We start from the raw sequence: 13,734 nt of genomic DNA, 5'->3' as shown, positions 1-13,734 counted from the left end.
CTCGCCGGATGCCCTGGTGGCAGACCGCTCACGTGGCTGAATACCCACCATCGACGAAGAGTGTCTGGCCGGTTACCGCGGCGCCTGCCTCGCCCGCCAGGAACAGCACGCAGCCCGCGAAGTCGGTGGGCACCCCGTTGCGGCCGATCATCGCGCGGGCGGCGTGCCCGGCGACCCGCGCCGGGTCGGCGAAGAGTTCCCCGGTGAGCGGGGTCTCCACCACACCCGGGGCGACCGCGTTGCAGCACACGCCGTACCGCGACCATGCCTCGGCCTGCGACCGGGTCAACGCGACGAGCCCGGCCTTGGACACGCCGTAGGCGCCGCTGTTGCCGTACGCCCGGAACGCCTGCTGGGAGACCACATTGATGATCCGGCCCCAGCCGCGCGCGGCCATGGCCGGGGCGAACCGCCGGCCGAGCAGGAACGGGGCGGTGAGGTTCGCGGCGAGGGTGCCGTCCCAGTCGGCGTCGGTGAGCTGCGGCAGCGGCGGGCGGTGGTTCACCGCCGCGGCGTTGACGAGCACGTCCGGGTCCCCGTACCGATCGATGATCTCGTCGGCGGCGGCCGTGACCGCGGCCCGGTCGCCGAGGTCCGCGGTGATCGCGCCCGCGGAGGCGCCCACGGCCACGAGGTCCGCGACCGCGTCCTCCAGCGGGCCGCGACGGCGCGCGAGGAGCACGACCCGGGCGCCGGCCGCGCCGAGCGCGACCGCCATGGCCCGGCCGATGCCGGAACTGCCGCCGGTCACGACCGCGGTGCGCCCGCGCAGACCGAACAGCGATTCCAGGTACGCCGACATCAGCGCTCCCCGGGCAGCAGCGTGTCGTGGACCAGGTCCCAGATGCCGGGGTTGCCCGCGACGATCAGGCCGGGCCCGTCGGCGCCGGGGCGGTACTCGCTGCCGTCGAAGTGCCGGACCGCGCCGCCCGCCTCACGCACGATCAGCGCGCCCGGCAGGTGGTCCCACGGCATGACCTTCCAGAACAGCGCGAACTGCTGGGTGTCCGTGGCGACCGCCGGGTACTCGTAACCGGCACAGTGCCTGCCCGAGGTGACCGTGCCCAGTTCCGGGCCGTGCGCGTCCACCTGGCGCCGCAGGTCGTCCGGGAAGTACCGGGTCGGCACGGAGCCGGTGAGGGTGCCCGCGGGTGGGACGTCGGCCCGGGCCGTGATCCGCACGCCGTCGCGGTAGGCACCGCTGCCGCGTTCGGCGGCCATCATCGAGTCGCCGGGCACGTCGAGGATCCAGGCGGCGGCCGTCTCCCCGCCGCGCAGCAGCGCCACCATCATCGCGAACGGGGTCCGCCCGGCCGCGAAGTTGGCCGTGCCGTCGACCGGATCGACCACCCACACCGCACCCTCGTCGCCGAGCCGTTGCAGCACTGCGGGGTCGGCGGCCACCGCCTCCTCACCCACCACCACCGAGCCGGGCAGCAGGCCGGTCAGCCCGGCGGTGAGCGCCCGCTCGGACTCGGCGTCGGCCACGGTCACCACGTCACCGGGCGCCTTCTCCCGCACGTCGTCGGCGGCCAGCGACCCGAAGCGCGGCAGCACGACCGTGCGGGCGACCTCCCGGACCAGCGCGGCGACCTCCTCAACCACGGGGTGGCAGCCTGACCACGCCGACGAAGAACTCGTCGATCTGCCGGATCACCGAGATGAACCGGTCGAAGTCGACCGGCTTGGTGACGTACGCGTTGGCGTGCAGTTCGTAGCTGCGCAGGATGTCCTCGTCGGCCGCCGAGGTGGTGAGCACCACCACCGGGATCCGGCCCAGGTCCGGGTCCTCTTTGATCTCGGCGAGGACCTCGCGACCGTCCCGTTTGGGCAGGTTGAGGTCGAGCAGGATCAGGTCGGGCCGGACCGCGTCCGGGTACGACCCCTCGCGCCGCAGGTAGGCCAGCGCCTCGGCGCCGTCGGGCACCACCGTGAGCCGGTTGCGTACCTGATGCTCCTGGAACGCCTCCTGCGTCATCAGCACATCGCCGGGATCGTCCTCCACGAGCAGCACCTCGATCGGCGCGCTCTCCGGCCGTGTCGCACCCGTCATCCGGGAATCTCCTTGTCGGGGTCGGCAGGCAGCGTGAACCAGATCGACGTGCCCTCGGCCACGTCGAGATCCAGCCAGATCCGGCCGCCATGGTATTCGACGATCTTTTTCACGATCGCCAGCCCGATGCCGGTGCCCTCGTACGCGTCGCGGGGGTGCAGCCGTTGGAAGATCACGAAGACCTTGTCGGCGAACTCCGCCTCGATGCCGATGCCGTTGTCGCGGACGTTGATCCGCCACTCGTGGTCGCCCTGTTCGGCGCTGACCCGCACGAGTGGGGGAACGCCGGGGCGGTGGAACTTCAGCGCGTTGCCGACCAGGTTGACGAACAGCGTCGTGAGCAGCGTCTCCTCGCCCTCGACCGTGGGCAGGCCGGACCACTCCACCCGGCCGTCCGCACCGGACCGCGACTGCAGCTCGGAGACCTGGGTCAGCACCTGATCCAGGTCGACGTCGGTGAACCCGGCGGTCAACCGCCCGATCCGGGAGAACGCCAGCAGGTCGTTGATGAGCTGCTGCATGCGCTGCGCACCATCCACCGCGAACGCGATGTACTGGTCCGCGCGCTCGTCGAGCTGGCCCGAGTACCGGCGCTGCAGCAGCTGACAGAAGCTGGCCACCTTGCGCAGCGGCTCCTGCAGGTCATGCGAGGCGACATACGCGAACTGCTCCAGGTCGCGATTGGACCGGGTCAGCTCATCGGCCTGCTGTTTGAGCTGGTCGTTGACCCACTCGACCTGCCCCCGCGCCTCGCGTACCTCGGCCAGCTCCGAAGCGATCTGGCGGCGCATCGCGTCCACGTCCGCGGCCAGCGCGACCAGCTCCGGCGCGCCACCACTGGTGATACGCCGCTCGTAGTTGCCCGCGGCCACCTCCCGTACCTGGGTGGCCAGGTCGACGATCGGGCGGGTGACCATACGGTCCAGCAGGAACAGCAGCAGCGCGCCCGCGACCAGCACGATTCCGGCCGCGGTGACCTCCAGCACGAGCAGAGTGCCGGCGGTCTGCCGGGCGTCGGCCACGGACTTCTCGCGGGACTCCGCGATGTGCAGCTGTAGCTCGGCGACGGAGGTCCGTACCGGGTCGAAATTGGTCGTGTCCCCGGCCAGCTGCACCGCCCGCGCGGCCTCGGTCCCGCCTGCGCGCCGGGCCGCGATGATCGGATCGGCGACCGCGGCCCGCCACGCGGCAGCGCTGCGCTGCGCGCCCACCAGCGCGGCGCGGATCTGCGGATCGCCGTCCGGGCCGAGCGCCTTGTCGATCCGCTCGACGGCCACCTGCTCGGCGATCCGCCCCGACAGGTACGGCTGCAGGTTCTGCTCCTTGCCGCTGATCGCGAACCCGCGGACCGCGGTCTCCTGGTCGACCAGGGCCGTGGACAGGCTCTCCCCCGCGATGCGCATCGGACCGGTGCGGTTGATCAGGTTGTCGATGTGCTCGTTGCTGTGGCCCGCGATGATCGCGGCGCCGAGGCCCAGCCCGGCCAGGACCAGCCCGACCGCGAAACACAGCGCCATCACCCGGCGCCGCAATGTCCACACGTCCGCGGCGAACAGCCTCATCGACCGCCGCCGCGGGAGAGCAGCAGCATCGCCACGTCGTCGGCCAGCGGCCCGCCGTTGGCCCGTTCGGCCCGGCCGACCAGCCACGGGGGCAGGGCGGGCAGGGGGACCTTCCGGGCGTCCGGTTCGTCCAGCAGCGCACACAGGCCGGGCACCTCGAGGCGGTCGTCGCCGGTGCCCGTGCGGCCGTCGATGAGTCCGTCGGTGTACATCAGCAGGGACCAGTCGTCGCCGGAGAGGTCCAGCTCGGTCGCGGGGGTGGGGGCGGGCTGCACCCCCAGGACGATGCCACGGGCGGCGGCCACCGGCTCGGCCCGGCCCCCGCGCAGCAGCAGCGGCGCGGGGTGACCGGCCAGCCGGACCGTGGCCCGGTTGCCCGGCAGGTCGAGCACCACCGAGGCGACCGTGGCGAAGATCTCCCGGGCGCGGCGCTCCGACATCAGGACCTGTTCGAGTGCGCCGAGGATCTGCCCGTCGGGCACCCCGGCCAGCACCAGCGCCCGCCACGCGACCCGCAGTTCCACGCCGAGGGCGGCCTCGTCCACGCTGTGCCCGCAGACGTCGCCGACGATCACGTGCAGCCGGTCGTCGCCGACCTGGACGACGTCGAAGAAGTCGCCGCCGAGCAGGCCGAGCGCCCGCCCGGAACGGTAGAACGTGTGCACCGTGACCTCGGTGGTGTCCATCAGCGGCTGCGGCAGCAGGCCCCGTTCCAGCCGGGCGGACTCGGCCTGGCGTAGCTCCGCCTCGCGCAGCCGCCGGGTGTTCTCGTCGGCCCGCTTGCGCTCGACCGCGTAGCGCAGCGCGCGGCTCAGCAGAACGCCGTCCACCTGGCCTTTCACCAGGTAGTCCTGGGCGCCTTCGGCGACCGCGGCGACTCCGAGGTGCTCGTCGCTGCGGCCGGTGAGCACGCAGACGGCCGCGTGACCCGCGACCGCCAGCAGTTTGCGCAGCCCGTCGATGCCCTCGGCGTCCGGCAGCCCGAGATCCAGCAGCACGCAGTGGATGCCCGCCATCAGGTCCCGCGCCTGCCCCAGGGTGGTCGCCACCTGCAGGTCGAACGCGGTGTCGGCCTCGTTGAGCAGCTCACGGACCAGGTACGCGTCACCCTCGTCGTCCTCGACCAGCAGGACGCGCAGCCGCTCCGGTGATCGGGCGGCCGCTCCGGCAGGCGCGGGGCGGGCAGCCGTCACGGTCTCGCTTCGCTCACGGCGCTGGCGTCCACGACTGGCTCCTCCTCGGCGCCCGTCTCCTTGGCGACCCGGCGGGCGTGCTGGGCGATCACCTGACCCAGGATGCCGTGCAACTGTCCACATTCGCGACAGTGCAGATTCTCGTCGAGGCGGCGGCTGCCGCACTGGATGCAGACGCCATGGTCGGCGGGATCGCGGTACGAGGCGAGCGCCTTGCACATCGCCCGCACCACGTGGTCACCCACGGTGAAGGTGGCCTCACTCAACGCGGTGCGCAGGCCCAGCACAGCGACCGGCGCGGCGTCCGGCGCGGGGTCGAAGTGGGCCACCCGGTCGATGAACTCCGCGAGCACGGCGGTGGGGTCGAGTGGCTCGGTCACGCGTCCACGCTATGCCACACCCCCGGGTGATCCATCGGGTACCCGTCGGCACTCGTCCGCGTTCAGACGGTTGTCATGCGACTGCCTCCCGTACGCTGCCTGGTCCACCCAGCTCACCGCGGCCTGGCCGGGGCGGCGGCGTGACCGCGCTGGTCGCGGTCGGCGTGACCATCGCCCCTGGGCTGCGCCCGCCGGGGCCGCCGCAACCCCCGGGGCGTTCCGTGCGGGCGCGCGTTCGGGCTCGTTCCGTCGATGGCGGTCGAACCGCACGTGGCCGGAAGCCCCGCGAACGACCGCGTCCGTACCCGATTGGTGGACACGCTGCGCGGGCTCGGCCTCACCCCGGAGGTGTGGCCATGGCCCGTACGGTGACGGTGTGACGGGTCAGCGCCCGCGACGGCCGCGCCCGGCCGGGGAGTTGAAGCGGAAGTGTATGAACAGACGGCCCCAGTTGTCGCCGTCCTTCTCGACCCGGTGGTAGAGCTGCTTGATCTCCTTCTGGTCCAGGAATCGCAGCACCTTCTTCTTCAGCTGGCCGGACCCTTTGCCGGGGATGATCTCGACCAGTGTCGCCTTCTTCTGGATGGCCTCGTCGATGATGCCGCGCAGGGCGCGGTCGATCTCCTGCCCCTTGTTGAAGATGTCGTGCAGGTCCAGCTTCAGCTTCACGCCACGATCCTATGCGGCGCCCGCGGCGCGGCCGCCGTGCTTGCCCACCCACAGCTGCACCCGGCGTAACGCCTCGGCGTAGTCGTCGTGCTCCTTCATCGCGGCGGCCAGCCGCAGGTGCGGCAACGCCTCGGAGAACCGGCCCGCCCGTTCCAGGGTGCGGCCGAGCACGTGGTGGGCGTAATGGTCAGACGGATCCCGCTCGATCAGGACCCGTAACTGGGCCTCCGCACCCGCCAGCTGCGCCGAGTTGAAGTACGCCCGGGCCAGCAGCTGGCGTACGGCCGTGTTGTGCGGCTCCGCTTCCAGGATCGGCTCGAGCAGGCGCGCGGCCCCGGCCGGATCACCGGCCTCGAAGGCGAAGGTCGCCCTGCGGTACTCGTCGAGAAGATCCACGCCGATGCTCCCCACGTTCGCGTCGCCGAAGTTCAACGCTGGCACAACATCGGGCGTACGGCGAGTGTTCCGCCCCGTGCGGCGCCGAGGCCCGGCAACCCACAGGTGCTACACAGGGGGCGGAAAGAACGCGCACAGCGGCGCCTCCGACAGTTGGGGCATGACGATGGCGAACGCCGATACCGAGCTGCGCCGTGCCGACGGCGGGCCGGTCCGGGTCCTGGTGGTCGACGACGAGCCCACGCTGGCCGAGCTGCTCTCGATGGCCCTGCGCTACGAGGGCTGGGAGGTGCGCAGCGCGGGCGACGGTACGACCGCGGTACGCACCGCGCGCGACTTCCGCCCCGACGCCGTCGTGCTGGACATCATGCTGCCCGACATCGACGGCCTCGAGGTGTTGCGCCGGCTGCGCGGGGAGGCGCCCGACGTGCCGGTGCTGTTCCTGACCGCCAAGGACGCGGTCGAGGACCGGATCACCGGGCTCACCGCGGGCGGCGACGACTACGTCACCAAACCGTTCAGCCTGGAGGAGGTCGTCGCCCGGCTGCGTGCCCTGATGCGCCGCAGCGGGCGCGCCGCGCTGCGGGCGGATTCCCAGCTGGTCGTCGGCGACCTCACCCTCGACGAGGACAGCCACGAGGTACGCCGCGGCGGCGCCCTGGTCAACCTCACGGCCACCGGGTTTCAGCTGCTGCGGTACCTGATGCGCAACCCGCGCCGGGTGCTCAGCAAGAGCCAGATCCTGGACCGGGTGTGGAACTACGACTTCGGGGGCCAGGCCAACGTCGTCGAGCTGTACATCTCGTACCTGCGCAAGAAGATCGACGTGGGCCGCGAACCGATGATCCACACGATGCGCGGAGCGGGCTATGTCCTCAAGCCCGCCGCCTGAGGTGACGGCGGCGCGGTGGCGGCATCCGTCCGGCTGGTCCCTGCGGGCCCGGCTGGTCGCCGTCATGATCGGCCTGCTCACGGTGCTCGGCCTGGTGGTCGGCGCCACCGCGCAGGTCTTCCTGCACAAGACCCTGTACCACCAGGTCGACGTCCAGCTCGATGAGGCGACGCAGCGCGCGCTCGGGCCGCAGCGCGGCCGGGACGGACGGCTCGACCCGACGGACGTGTGGGCACAGCAGCCGCCGCCCGGCGCCCCATCCGGCACGATCGTCCTCGTGCTCGACTCAGCCCCCACGCCGGGCGCGCCCACCGACGGCGCACCCAGTGTGCGTGGGTACACCGTCGCGGGGGGCGGCCGGGTGCAGTACCCGCAGGATGAGCCCGGGGTCGGCGGCCCCCGGTTGCGCGGCATTTACCGGACGCTGCCGGAGTCGGCACCGACCGAGCTCGCCGAGGTCGTCCCGGACGGGCAGCCGATCACGGTCTACCTGGACGACCTCGGCGCGTACCGGGTCATGTCCGTGCCGACCCCGGATGGGTGGCTGGTCACCGGGCTGCCGCTGGCCGACACCCAGCAGACGCTGCTGGCCGTTGCCGGGGTCACCGCGGCGGCCGTGGTCGTGGCGCTGATCATCGCGGGCTGGGCCGGAGCCATCATCGTGCGGCGCAACCTGCGCCCGCTGGAGCGGATGGCGGCCACCGCCACCCGGGTCTCCGAGCTGCGGCTGGACCGGGGCGAGGTCGACCTGGCCCAGCGCGTACCCGAGGGCGACACCGACGCGCGGACCGAGGTGGGCCGGGTCGGGGCCGCGCTCAACCGGATGCTGGACCACGTCGGCAACGCCCTGGAAGCCCGGCACGCCAGCGAGATGCAGGTACGCCAGTTCGTCGCGGACGCCAGCCACGAGCTGCGTACCCCGCTGGCCGCGATCCGCGGGTACGCGGAACTGAGCCGCCGCAGCCGGGAACCCGTCCCGGAGGAGGTCGGGCACGTGCTGCGCCGCGTCGAGTCCGAGGCGCAGCGGATGACCACCCTGGTCGAGGACCTGCTGCTGCTGGCCCGCCTCGACGCGGGCCGTCCCCTGGGACACGACCCGGTGGACCTCACCGCCCTCGTGGTGGACGCGGTCAGCGACGCCCACGCCGCCGGTCCCCGTCACGACTGGCGGCTGGAGGTGCCCGAGGAAGCGGTCACGGTGCTCGGCGACGCCGCCCGGCTGCACCAGGTGCTGGCCAATCTGCTGGCCAACGCGCGTACCCACACTCCCGAAGGCACCAGCGTGACCGTCGCGGTGAGCGCAACCCCGGACGGCGCGGTGCTGCGGGTGACCGACCGCGGGCCGGGCATTCCCGCCGAGCTGCAGCCGCACATCTTCGAACGCTTCGCCCGCGGCGACAGCTCCCGCTCGCGGGCGGCGGGCAGCACCGGGCTCGGCCTGTCGATCGTGCACGCGGTGGTGAGCGCGCACGCAGGCACGGTGTCGGTGCACAGCGAGCCCGGCCGCACCGAGTTCACGGTCCGGCTGCCTGCCGCCGGGTCGGCAGGCCGGACGACGCACGAGAGCAGGATTCCGGACGGCGCCCAGGTCACGACCGAGGCCGGACACTGACGGCGGCCGATCCCGGCCCGCTGTCCCCGGATCGCAGTGACCGCCCACACCCCCCGGTGACGGCGGGCAGCGGTTATGCTGTGCGACGTGTCGTGGTGGTATTCGTGGTTTACGAGGCCGGCTCCCGCCGGTGCCTCGGCCATGACCCCATGACCTGAGACACCCGCCAGAGCCGGCCGAGGCAGCGACCACGTCGCTGCCTTTTCGTTTGTGACGAGCATGCCGGCTCGCGCTCGGGGCGCCGGCCCCGCGAGCGCCCGGCGGAAGGAAGACTGTCGTGACCATCCCCGAGGTGCAGCGGGTCCGGGACCAGCGCATCGAAAAGGTCGTGCCGCTGATGAGTCCGGCGCTGCTGCACCACGAGTTGCCGCTGGTCGCCGAGCTGCACGACACCGTGCTGGACAGCCGCCGCCAGGTCGAGGACATCGTCGAGGGCCGGGACCAGCGCCTGCTGGTCGTGGTCGGTCCCTGCTCGGTGCACGACCCGGACGCCGCCCGGGAGTACGCGGACCGCCTGCGCGAGCAGGCCGCCCGGCTCGCGGACGACCTGCTGATCGTCATGCGGGTGTACTTCGAGAAGCCGCGCTCCACGGTCGGCTGGAAGGGCCTGATCAACGACCCGGCACTGGACGGCACCGGCGACGTCGGCACCGGCCTGCGGGTGGCCCGGTCGCTGCTGCTGGAGGTGGTCCGCCATGGGCTGCCCGTGGCGGTGGAGTTCCTCGACCCGATCACCCCGCAGTACATCGCGGACACGGTGGCGTGGGGTGCGATCGGCGCCCGTACGGTGGAGTCGCAGGTGCACCGCCAGCTCGCCTCGGGCCTGTCGATGCCGATCGGCATGAAGAACCGCCCCGACGGCAGCATCTCCACCGCCATCGACGCGATCAACGCGGCGGCCGCCTCGCACGTCTTCCCGGGCATCGACTACTCCGGCACCCCGGCGATCCTGCACACCCGCGGCAACCCGGACTGCCACCTCGTGCTGCGGGGCGGCGGCGGCAAGCCCAACTACGGCGCGGCCGACGTGGCGGCGGCGCTGCGGCTGCTGGCCCAGGCCGGGCTGCCGGAGCGGCTGGTCATCGACTGCTCGCACGGCAACAGCGGCAAGGACCACCTGCGCCAGCCGCTGGTCGCGGACGATGTGGCCGCGCAGATGGAGGCGGGGCAGCACGGCATCGCCGGGGTGATGCTGGAGGGCTTCCTGGTGCCGGGCCGCCAGGATCTGGGTGGAGAGCTCACGTACGGCCAGTCGGTCACGGACGCCTGCATGGGCTGGGACCCCACGGTCGGCGTGCTGGAACGCCTCGCCCAGGCGGCCGCCAAGCGCCGCACGGTGTGACCCACAGCTCTTGACGAGACTCACAGCAGGCGCATAGGGAGGGCACAAGGGCGGGACAGGGCGCGGGCCGAGAGTCGTCGGAGTAGACATCCGACCTCCGTCCGAAGGATTCCCGATGACCTCGACGTTGCCCGTACCGCCGATGGCGGCGCCGGTGGAGCCCCCGCCGCCGCCCCCGACGGACCGTCACCGCTCCCGGTGGTCGGCGCTCCTGCGCGGCCCCGCCACCGACCCGGCCTGGGCCCGGCCCGGCCTGCTCGCCCTGCTGGCCGTCACCGCGGTGCTCTACCTGTGGGGCCTGGGCGCCTCGGGCTGGGCGAACGCGTTCTACTCCGCTGCCGTCCAGGCCGGCTCGGTCAGCTGGAAAGCGTTCTTCTACGGCTCGTCCGACGCGGCCAACTCGATCACCGTCGACAAGACACCCGCCTCGCTGTGGGTGATGGCGCTGTCGGTACGCGTGTTCGGCCTGAACGCGTGGAGCCTGCTCGTCCCCCAGGCGCTGATGGGCGTCGCCACGGTCGGCCTGCTGTTCGCCACGGTGCGGCGCTGGTTCGGCCCGGCCGCGGGCCTGATCGCCGGGGCGGTGGCCGCGCTGACCCCGGTGGCCGTGCTGATGTTCCGCTTCAACAACCCGGACGCGCTGCTCGTGCTGCTGATGGTGGGCGGGGCGTACGCGAGCGTGCGGGCGATCGAGCGGGGCGCGACCCGGTGGCTGGTGCTGGCAGGGGTGCTCGTCGGCTTCGGCTTCCTCACCAAGATGCTGCAGGCCCTGCTGGTGGTCCCCGCGTACGCGCTGGCCTATCTGATCGCGGGACCGCCGAGACTGGGCAGGCGGATCTGGCAGTTGCTGCTGGCCGGGCTCGCCGTGGTCGTCTCGGCGGGCTGGTACATCGCGATCGTGGAGCTGGTGCCCGCATCCATGCGGCCGTACATCGGTGGGTCGCAGGACAACAGCCTGCTGGAACTGGCCCTGGGCTACAACGGGCTGGGCCGGTTGAGCGGCAACGAGACCGGCAGCGTCGGCGATGGCGGCGGGCCGGGCGGCGGTGGCTGGGGCCAGACCGGACTGCTGCGCATGTTCGACGCCTCGCAGGGTGGACAGATCTCCTGGCTGCTGCCGGCGGCGCTGATCGTGCTGGTCGCGGGGCTGGTGCTGACGGCCCGTTCCGCCCGTACGGACCGGCGCCGCGCCGGGCTGATCCTGTGGGGTGGCTGGCTGCTCGGCACGGGCCTGGTCTTCAGCTTCATGCAGGGGATCTTCCACGCGTACTACACCGTTGCGCTGGCCCCCGCCGTGGGCGCGGTCGTGGGCATGGGCGCGGTCCTGCTGTGGCGGGTCCGGCGGCACTGGCTGGCCGCCGTGACACTGTCCGCGGCGATCGCGGTGACCGCCTGGTGGTCGTCCGTGCTGCTCGGTCGCAGCGCGGACTTCCTGCCCTGGTTGCGCCCCGTGGTGCTGGTCGGCGGCCTGGTCGCGGCGGTCGCGGTCCTCGGCGCCTCGCTGCGGCTGAGCGCGCGGGCCGCGGCGATCTCCGCGGGGGTGGCGCTGGCCGCGGTGCTGGCCGGTCCGGCGGCGTACGCGGTGCAGACCGCCGGGCAGGCGCACACCGGGTCGATCCCGTCGGCGGGACCGGTGGTCGCCGGTGGCGGCTTCGGCGGGCCGGGCGGCGCACGCCGGGCGGGTCGCGGCTTCCCGGGCGGCGCCGGACCGGGCGGCAACGCTCCGGGTGGAACCGGTGGATTCCCTGGCGGCATGCCCAACGGGACAGGGATGCCCGGCGGCGGGTTCCCCGGCGGTGGACGGCCCGGTGGCGGCCTGCTCGACGCGGCGACCGTCAGCTCCGAGATGACGGCGCTGCTGGAGACCGGCGCCGACTCGTACACCTGGGTGGCGGCGGCGGTCGGCTCGCAGAGCGCCTCGGGCTACCAGCTCGCGACCGGCCGGCCGGTCATGCCGGTCGGCGGCTTCAACGGCAGCGACCCCTCTCCCACCCTGGCCCGGTTCCAGCAGTACGTGCGGGAAGGAAAGATCCACTACTTCATCGGCGGTGGCGGGTTCGGCGGCCGCGGCTTCGCCACTGCGGGCGGCACCACAGCCGGGGCACCCGGCGGCGGGCCGGGGCAGAGCGGCGGCAGCCGTGCCGGCTCCGCGATCGCCGCGTGGGTGGCCGCCAACTTCGACGCCCGCACGGTGGGCAACACGACCGTGTACGACCTCACCGCGCCGACCACGGCGCAGTGACCGAGCGCCACTCCGGCCCGCAGGCGGCTCCCCTGATGGGAAGCCGCCTGCGCGGCGTGTCCGCATCCGATGTGGACGCCCCGCAGCCCGAACAGGCTCACAGAGCCCGCACAGGATCGGCACACGCGGGGCAAAGCACCGCGACCGAGTGTTCAGGCATGAGCCTTTCGACGCTTCCCTCCGCCGCGGCCACCGCCACGCCGCTGACCGCTCCCGTCCTCGACGTCGTCGTCCCGGTCTACAACGAGGAGGTCGACCTGGAGCCGTGCGTACGCCGCCTGCACGCGCACCTGGCCGACCAGTTCCCGTACCGGTTCCGGATCACGATCGCGGACAACGCCAGCACCGACACCACCGCGGAGGTGGCCGCCCGGCTGGCCGCGGAGCTGCCCGACGTCGTCGCCGTACGGCTGGCCGCGAAGGGCCGCGGGCGGGCGCTCAAGCACGTGTGGATCCACTCCGACGCCGCGGTGCTGGCGTACATGGACGTGGACCTGTCGACCGACCTGGCCGCGTTGCTGCCGCTGGTCGCGCCGCTGATCTCCGGCCACTCCGACCTGGCCATCGGCTCGCGGCTGTCCCGCGGCTCCCGGGTGGTGCGCGGCGCCACACGCGAGTTCATCTCCCGCAGCTACAACCTGATCCTGCGCGGCACCCTGGCGGCCCGGTTCTCCGACGCCCAGTGCGGTTTCAAGGCGATCCGCGCGGACGTGGCCGAGCAGTTGCTCCCGCTGGTCGAGGACACCGGCTGGTTCTTCGACACGGAGATGCTGGTGCTGGCGGAGCGTTCGGGGCTGCGCATCCACGAGGTGCCGGTGGACTGGGTGGACGATCCGGACAGCCGGGTGGACATCGTGGCCACCGCGATCGCCGACCTGACCGGCATCGTCCGCCTGGCCCGCGGGCTGGCCTCGGGACGGCTGCCGGTGGCCACGCTGCGCGAACAGCTCGGCCGGGATCCGCGGCCGGTCGCGGGTGTCCCGGCGGGGCTGACCGGTCAGCTGCTGCGGTTCGCCGCGGTCGGGGTGGCCAGCACGCTGGCGTATCTGGTGCTGTACGCGTTCCTGCGGGTGGGGGTCGGACCGCAGGCCGCCAACCTCATCGCGCTGCTGGTGACCGCGGTGGCCAACACGGCCGCGAACCGGCGGCTGACGTTCGGGGTGCGCGGGGCCGAGCGGGCGTGGCAGCACCAGGCGCAGGGCCTGCTGGTCTTCGCGATCGGCCTGGGGCTGACCGGTGGCGCCCTCGGCATGCTCGACGGTGGGGCGCCACGGGCGGTGGAGCTGGCCGTGCTCGTGGCGGCGAACCTGGTGGCCACGGGCGTGCGGTTCCTGCTGATGCGCATCTGGGTCTTCCGCGCCGCCCGGGCGGAGGGCTGACCGGCATGGACGGT

General features: G+C 72.9%; 13 protein-coding genes. 5 read left to right on the top strand and 8 right to left on the bottom strand.

The genetic code is table 11. From position 1 onward, the window contains the following. Positions 1-28: 28 nt before the first annotated feature. From ACMCNO_RS05115 to ACMCNO_RS05080, 8 genes are all read right to left on the bottom strand, one after another. The gene (locus ACMCNO_RS05115; RefSeq protein WP_412748268.1) at positions 29-802 is read right to left on the bottom strand and encodes an SDR family NAD(P)-dependent oxidoreductase; all 774 of its coding nucleotides are present in this window, start codon (positions 800-802) and stop codon (positions 29-31) included. Then, a complete protein-coding gene (locus ACMCNO_RS05110) occupies positions 802-1,605 on the bottom strand; it encodes an inositol monophosphatase family protein (protein WP_412748267.1) in 804 nt (267 codons plus the stop codon). The genes ACMCNO_RS05115 and ACMCNO_RS05110 overlap by 1 nt, the downstream gene beginning before the upstream one ends. Continuing rightward, the gene (locus ACMCNO_RS05105) at positions 1,598-2,053 is read right to left on the bottom strand and encodes a response regulator (protein ID WP_412748266.1); all 456 of its coding nucleotides are present in this window, start codon (positions 2,051-2,053) and stop codon (positions 1,598-1,600) included. The genes ACMCNO_RS05110 and ACMCNO_RS05105 overlap by 8 nt, the downstream gene beginning before the upstream one ends. Continuing rightward, positions 2,050-3,615: a sensor histidine kinase gene (locus ACMCNO_RS05100; RefSeq protein ID WP_412748265.1), complete on the bottom strand. Its 1,566-nt coding sequence runs from the start codon at positions 3,613-3,615 to the stop codon at positions 2,050-2,052. The genes ACMCNO_RS05105 and ACMCNO_RS05100 overlap by 4 nt, the downstream gene beginning before the upstream one ends. Further along, a complete protein-coding gene (locus ACMCNO_RS05095) occupies positions 3,612-4,808 on the bottom strand; it encodes a PP2C family protein-serine/threonine phosphatase (RefSeq protein WP_412748264.1) in 1,197 nt (398 codons plus the stop codon). The genes ACMCNO_RS05100 and ACMCNO_RS05095 overlap by 4 nt, the downstream gene beginning before the upstream one ends. Beyond that, positions 4,805-5,188, bottom strand: coding sequence for a hypothetical protein (locus tag ACMCNO_RS05090; protein WP_412748263.1), 384 nt, complete (start codon positions 5,186-5,188; stop codon positions 4,805-4,807). Before ACMCNO_RS05090 ends, ACMCNO_RS05095 begins: the two co-directional genes overlap by 4 nt. A 384-nt stretch (positions 5,189-5,572) precedes the next feature. Beyond that, the gene (locus ACMCNO_RS05085; RefSeq protein WP_412748262.1) at positions 5,573-5,857 is read right to left on the bottom strand and encodes a Smr/MutS family protein; all 285 of its coding nucleotides are present in this window, start codon (positions 5,855-5,857) and stop codon (positions 5,573-5,575) included. 9 nt (positions 5,858-5,866) lie between these two features. Continuing rightward, positions 5,867-6,253, bottom strand: coding sequence for a tetratricopeptide repeat protein (locus ACMCNO_RS05080; protein WP_412753618.1), 387 nt, complete (start codon positions 6,251-6,253; stop codon positions 5,867-5,869). A gap of 160 nt (positions 6,254-6,413) precedes the next feature. Here ACMCNO_RS05080 and ACMCNO_RS05075 point away from each other — a divergent pair, with 160 nt between their 5' ends. From ACMCNO_RS05075 to ACMCNO_RS05055, 5 genes are all read left to right on the top strand, one after another. Beyond that, positions 6,414-7,145 carry a response regulator transcription factor gene (locus ACMCNO_RS05075; RefSeq protein ID WP_412748261.1) on the top strand — a complete coding sequence of 244 codons (732 nt, stop codon included), beginning with the start codon at positions 6,414-6,416 and terminating at the stop codon, positions 7,143-7,145. After that, entirely contained in the window at positions 7,123-8,757 is a 1,635-nt protein-coding gene (locus ACMCNO_RS05070) for a sensor histidine kinase (protein ID WP_412748260.1), read from the top strand. The genes ACMCNO_RS05075 and ACMCNO_RS05070 overlap by 23 nt, the downstream gene beginning before the upstream one ends. 277 nt (positions 8,758-9,034) lie before the next feature. Next, on the top strand, positions 9,035-10,099 hold the full coding sequence (locus ACMCNO_RS05065) for a 3-deoxy-7-phosphoheptulonate synthase (protein WP_412748259.1): 1,065 nt from the start codon (positions 9,035-9,037) through the stop codon (positions 10,097-10,099). Between the two features lie 115 nt (positions 10,100-10,214). Continuing rightward, a complete protein-coding gene (locus ACMCNO_RS05060) occupies positions 10,215-12,341 on the top strand; it encodes an ArnT family glycosyltransferase (RefSeq protein ID WP_412748258.1) in 2,127 nt (708 codons plus the stop codon). Positions 12,342-12,499: 158 nt separating this feature from the next. Continuing rightward, complete coding sequence (locus ACMCNO_RS05055; protein ID WP_412748257.1) at positions 12,500-13,720, top strand: glycosyltransferase; 1,221 nt, start codon at positions 12,500-12,502, stop codon at positions 13,718-13,720. Positions 13,721-13,734: the final 14 nt, after the last annotated feature.

The sequence above is a fragment of the Krasilnikovia sp. M28-CT-15 genome, assembly GCF_047159595.1.
Taxonomy (GTDB): domain Bacteria; phylum Actinomycetota; class Actinomycetes; order Mycobacteriales; family Micromonosporaceae; genus Actinoplanes.
This window is presented reverse-complemented; position numbering and strand designations above follow the sequence as displayed.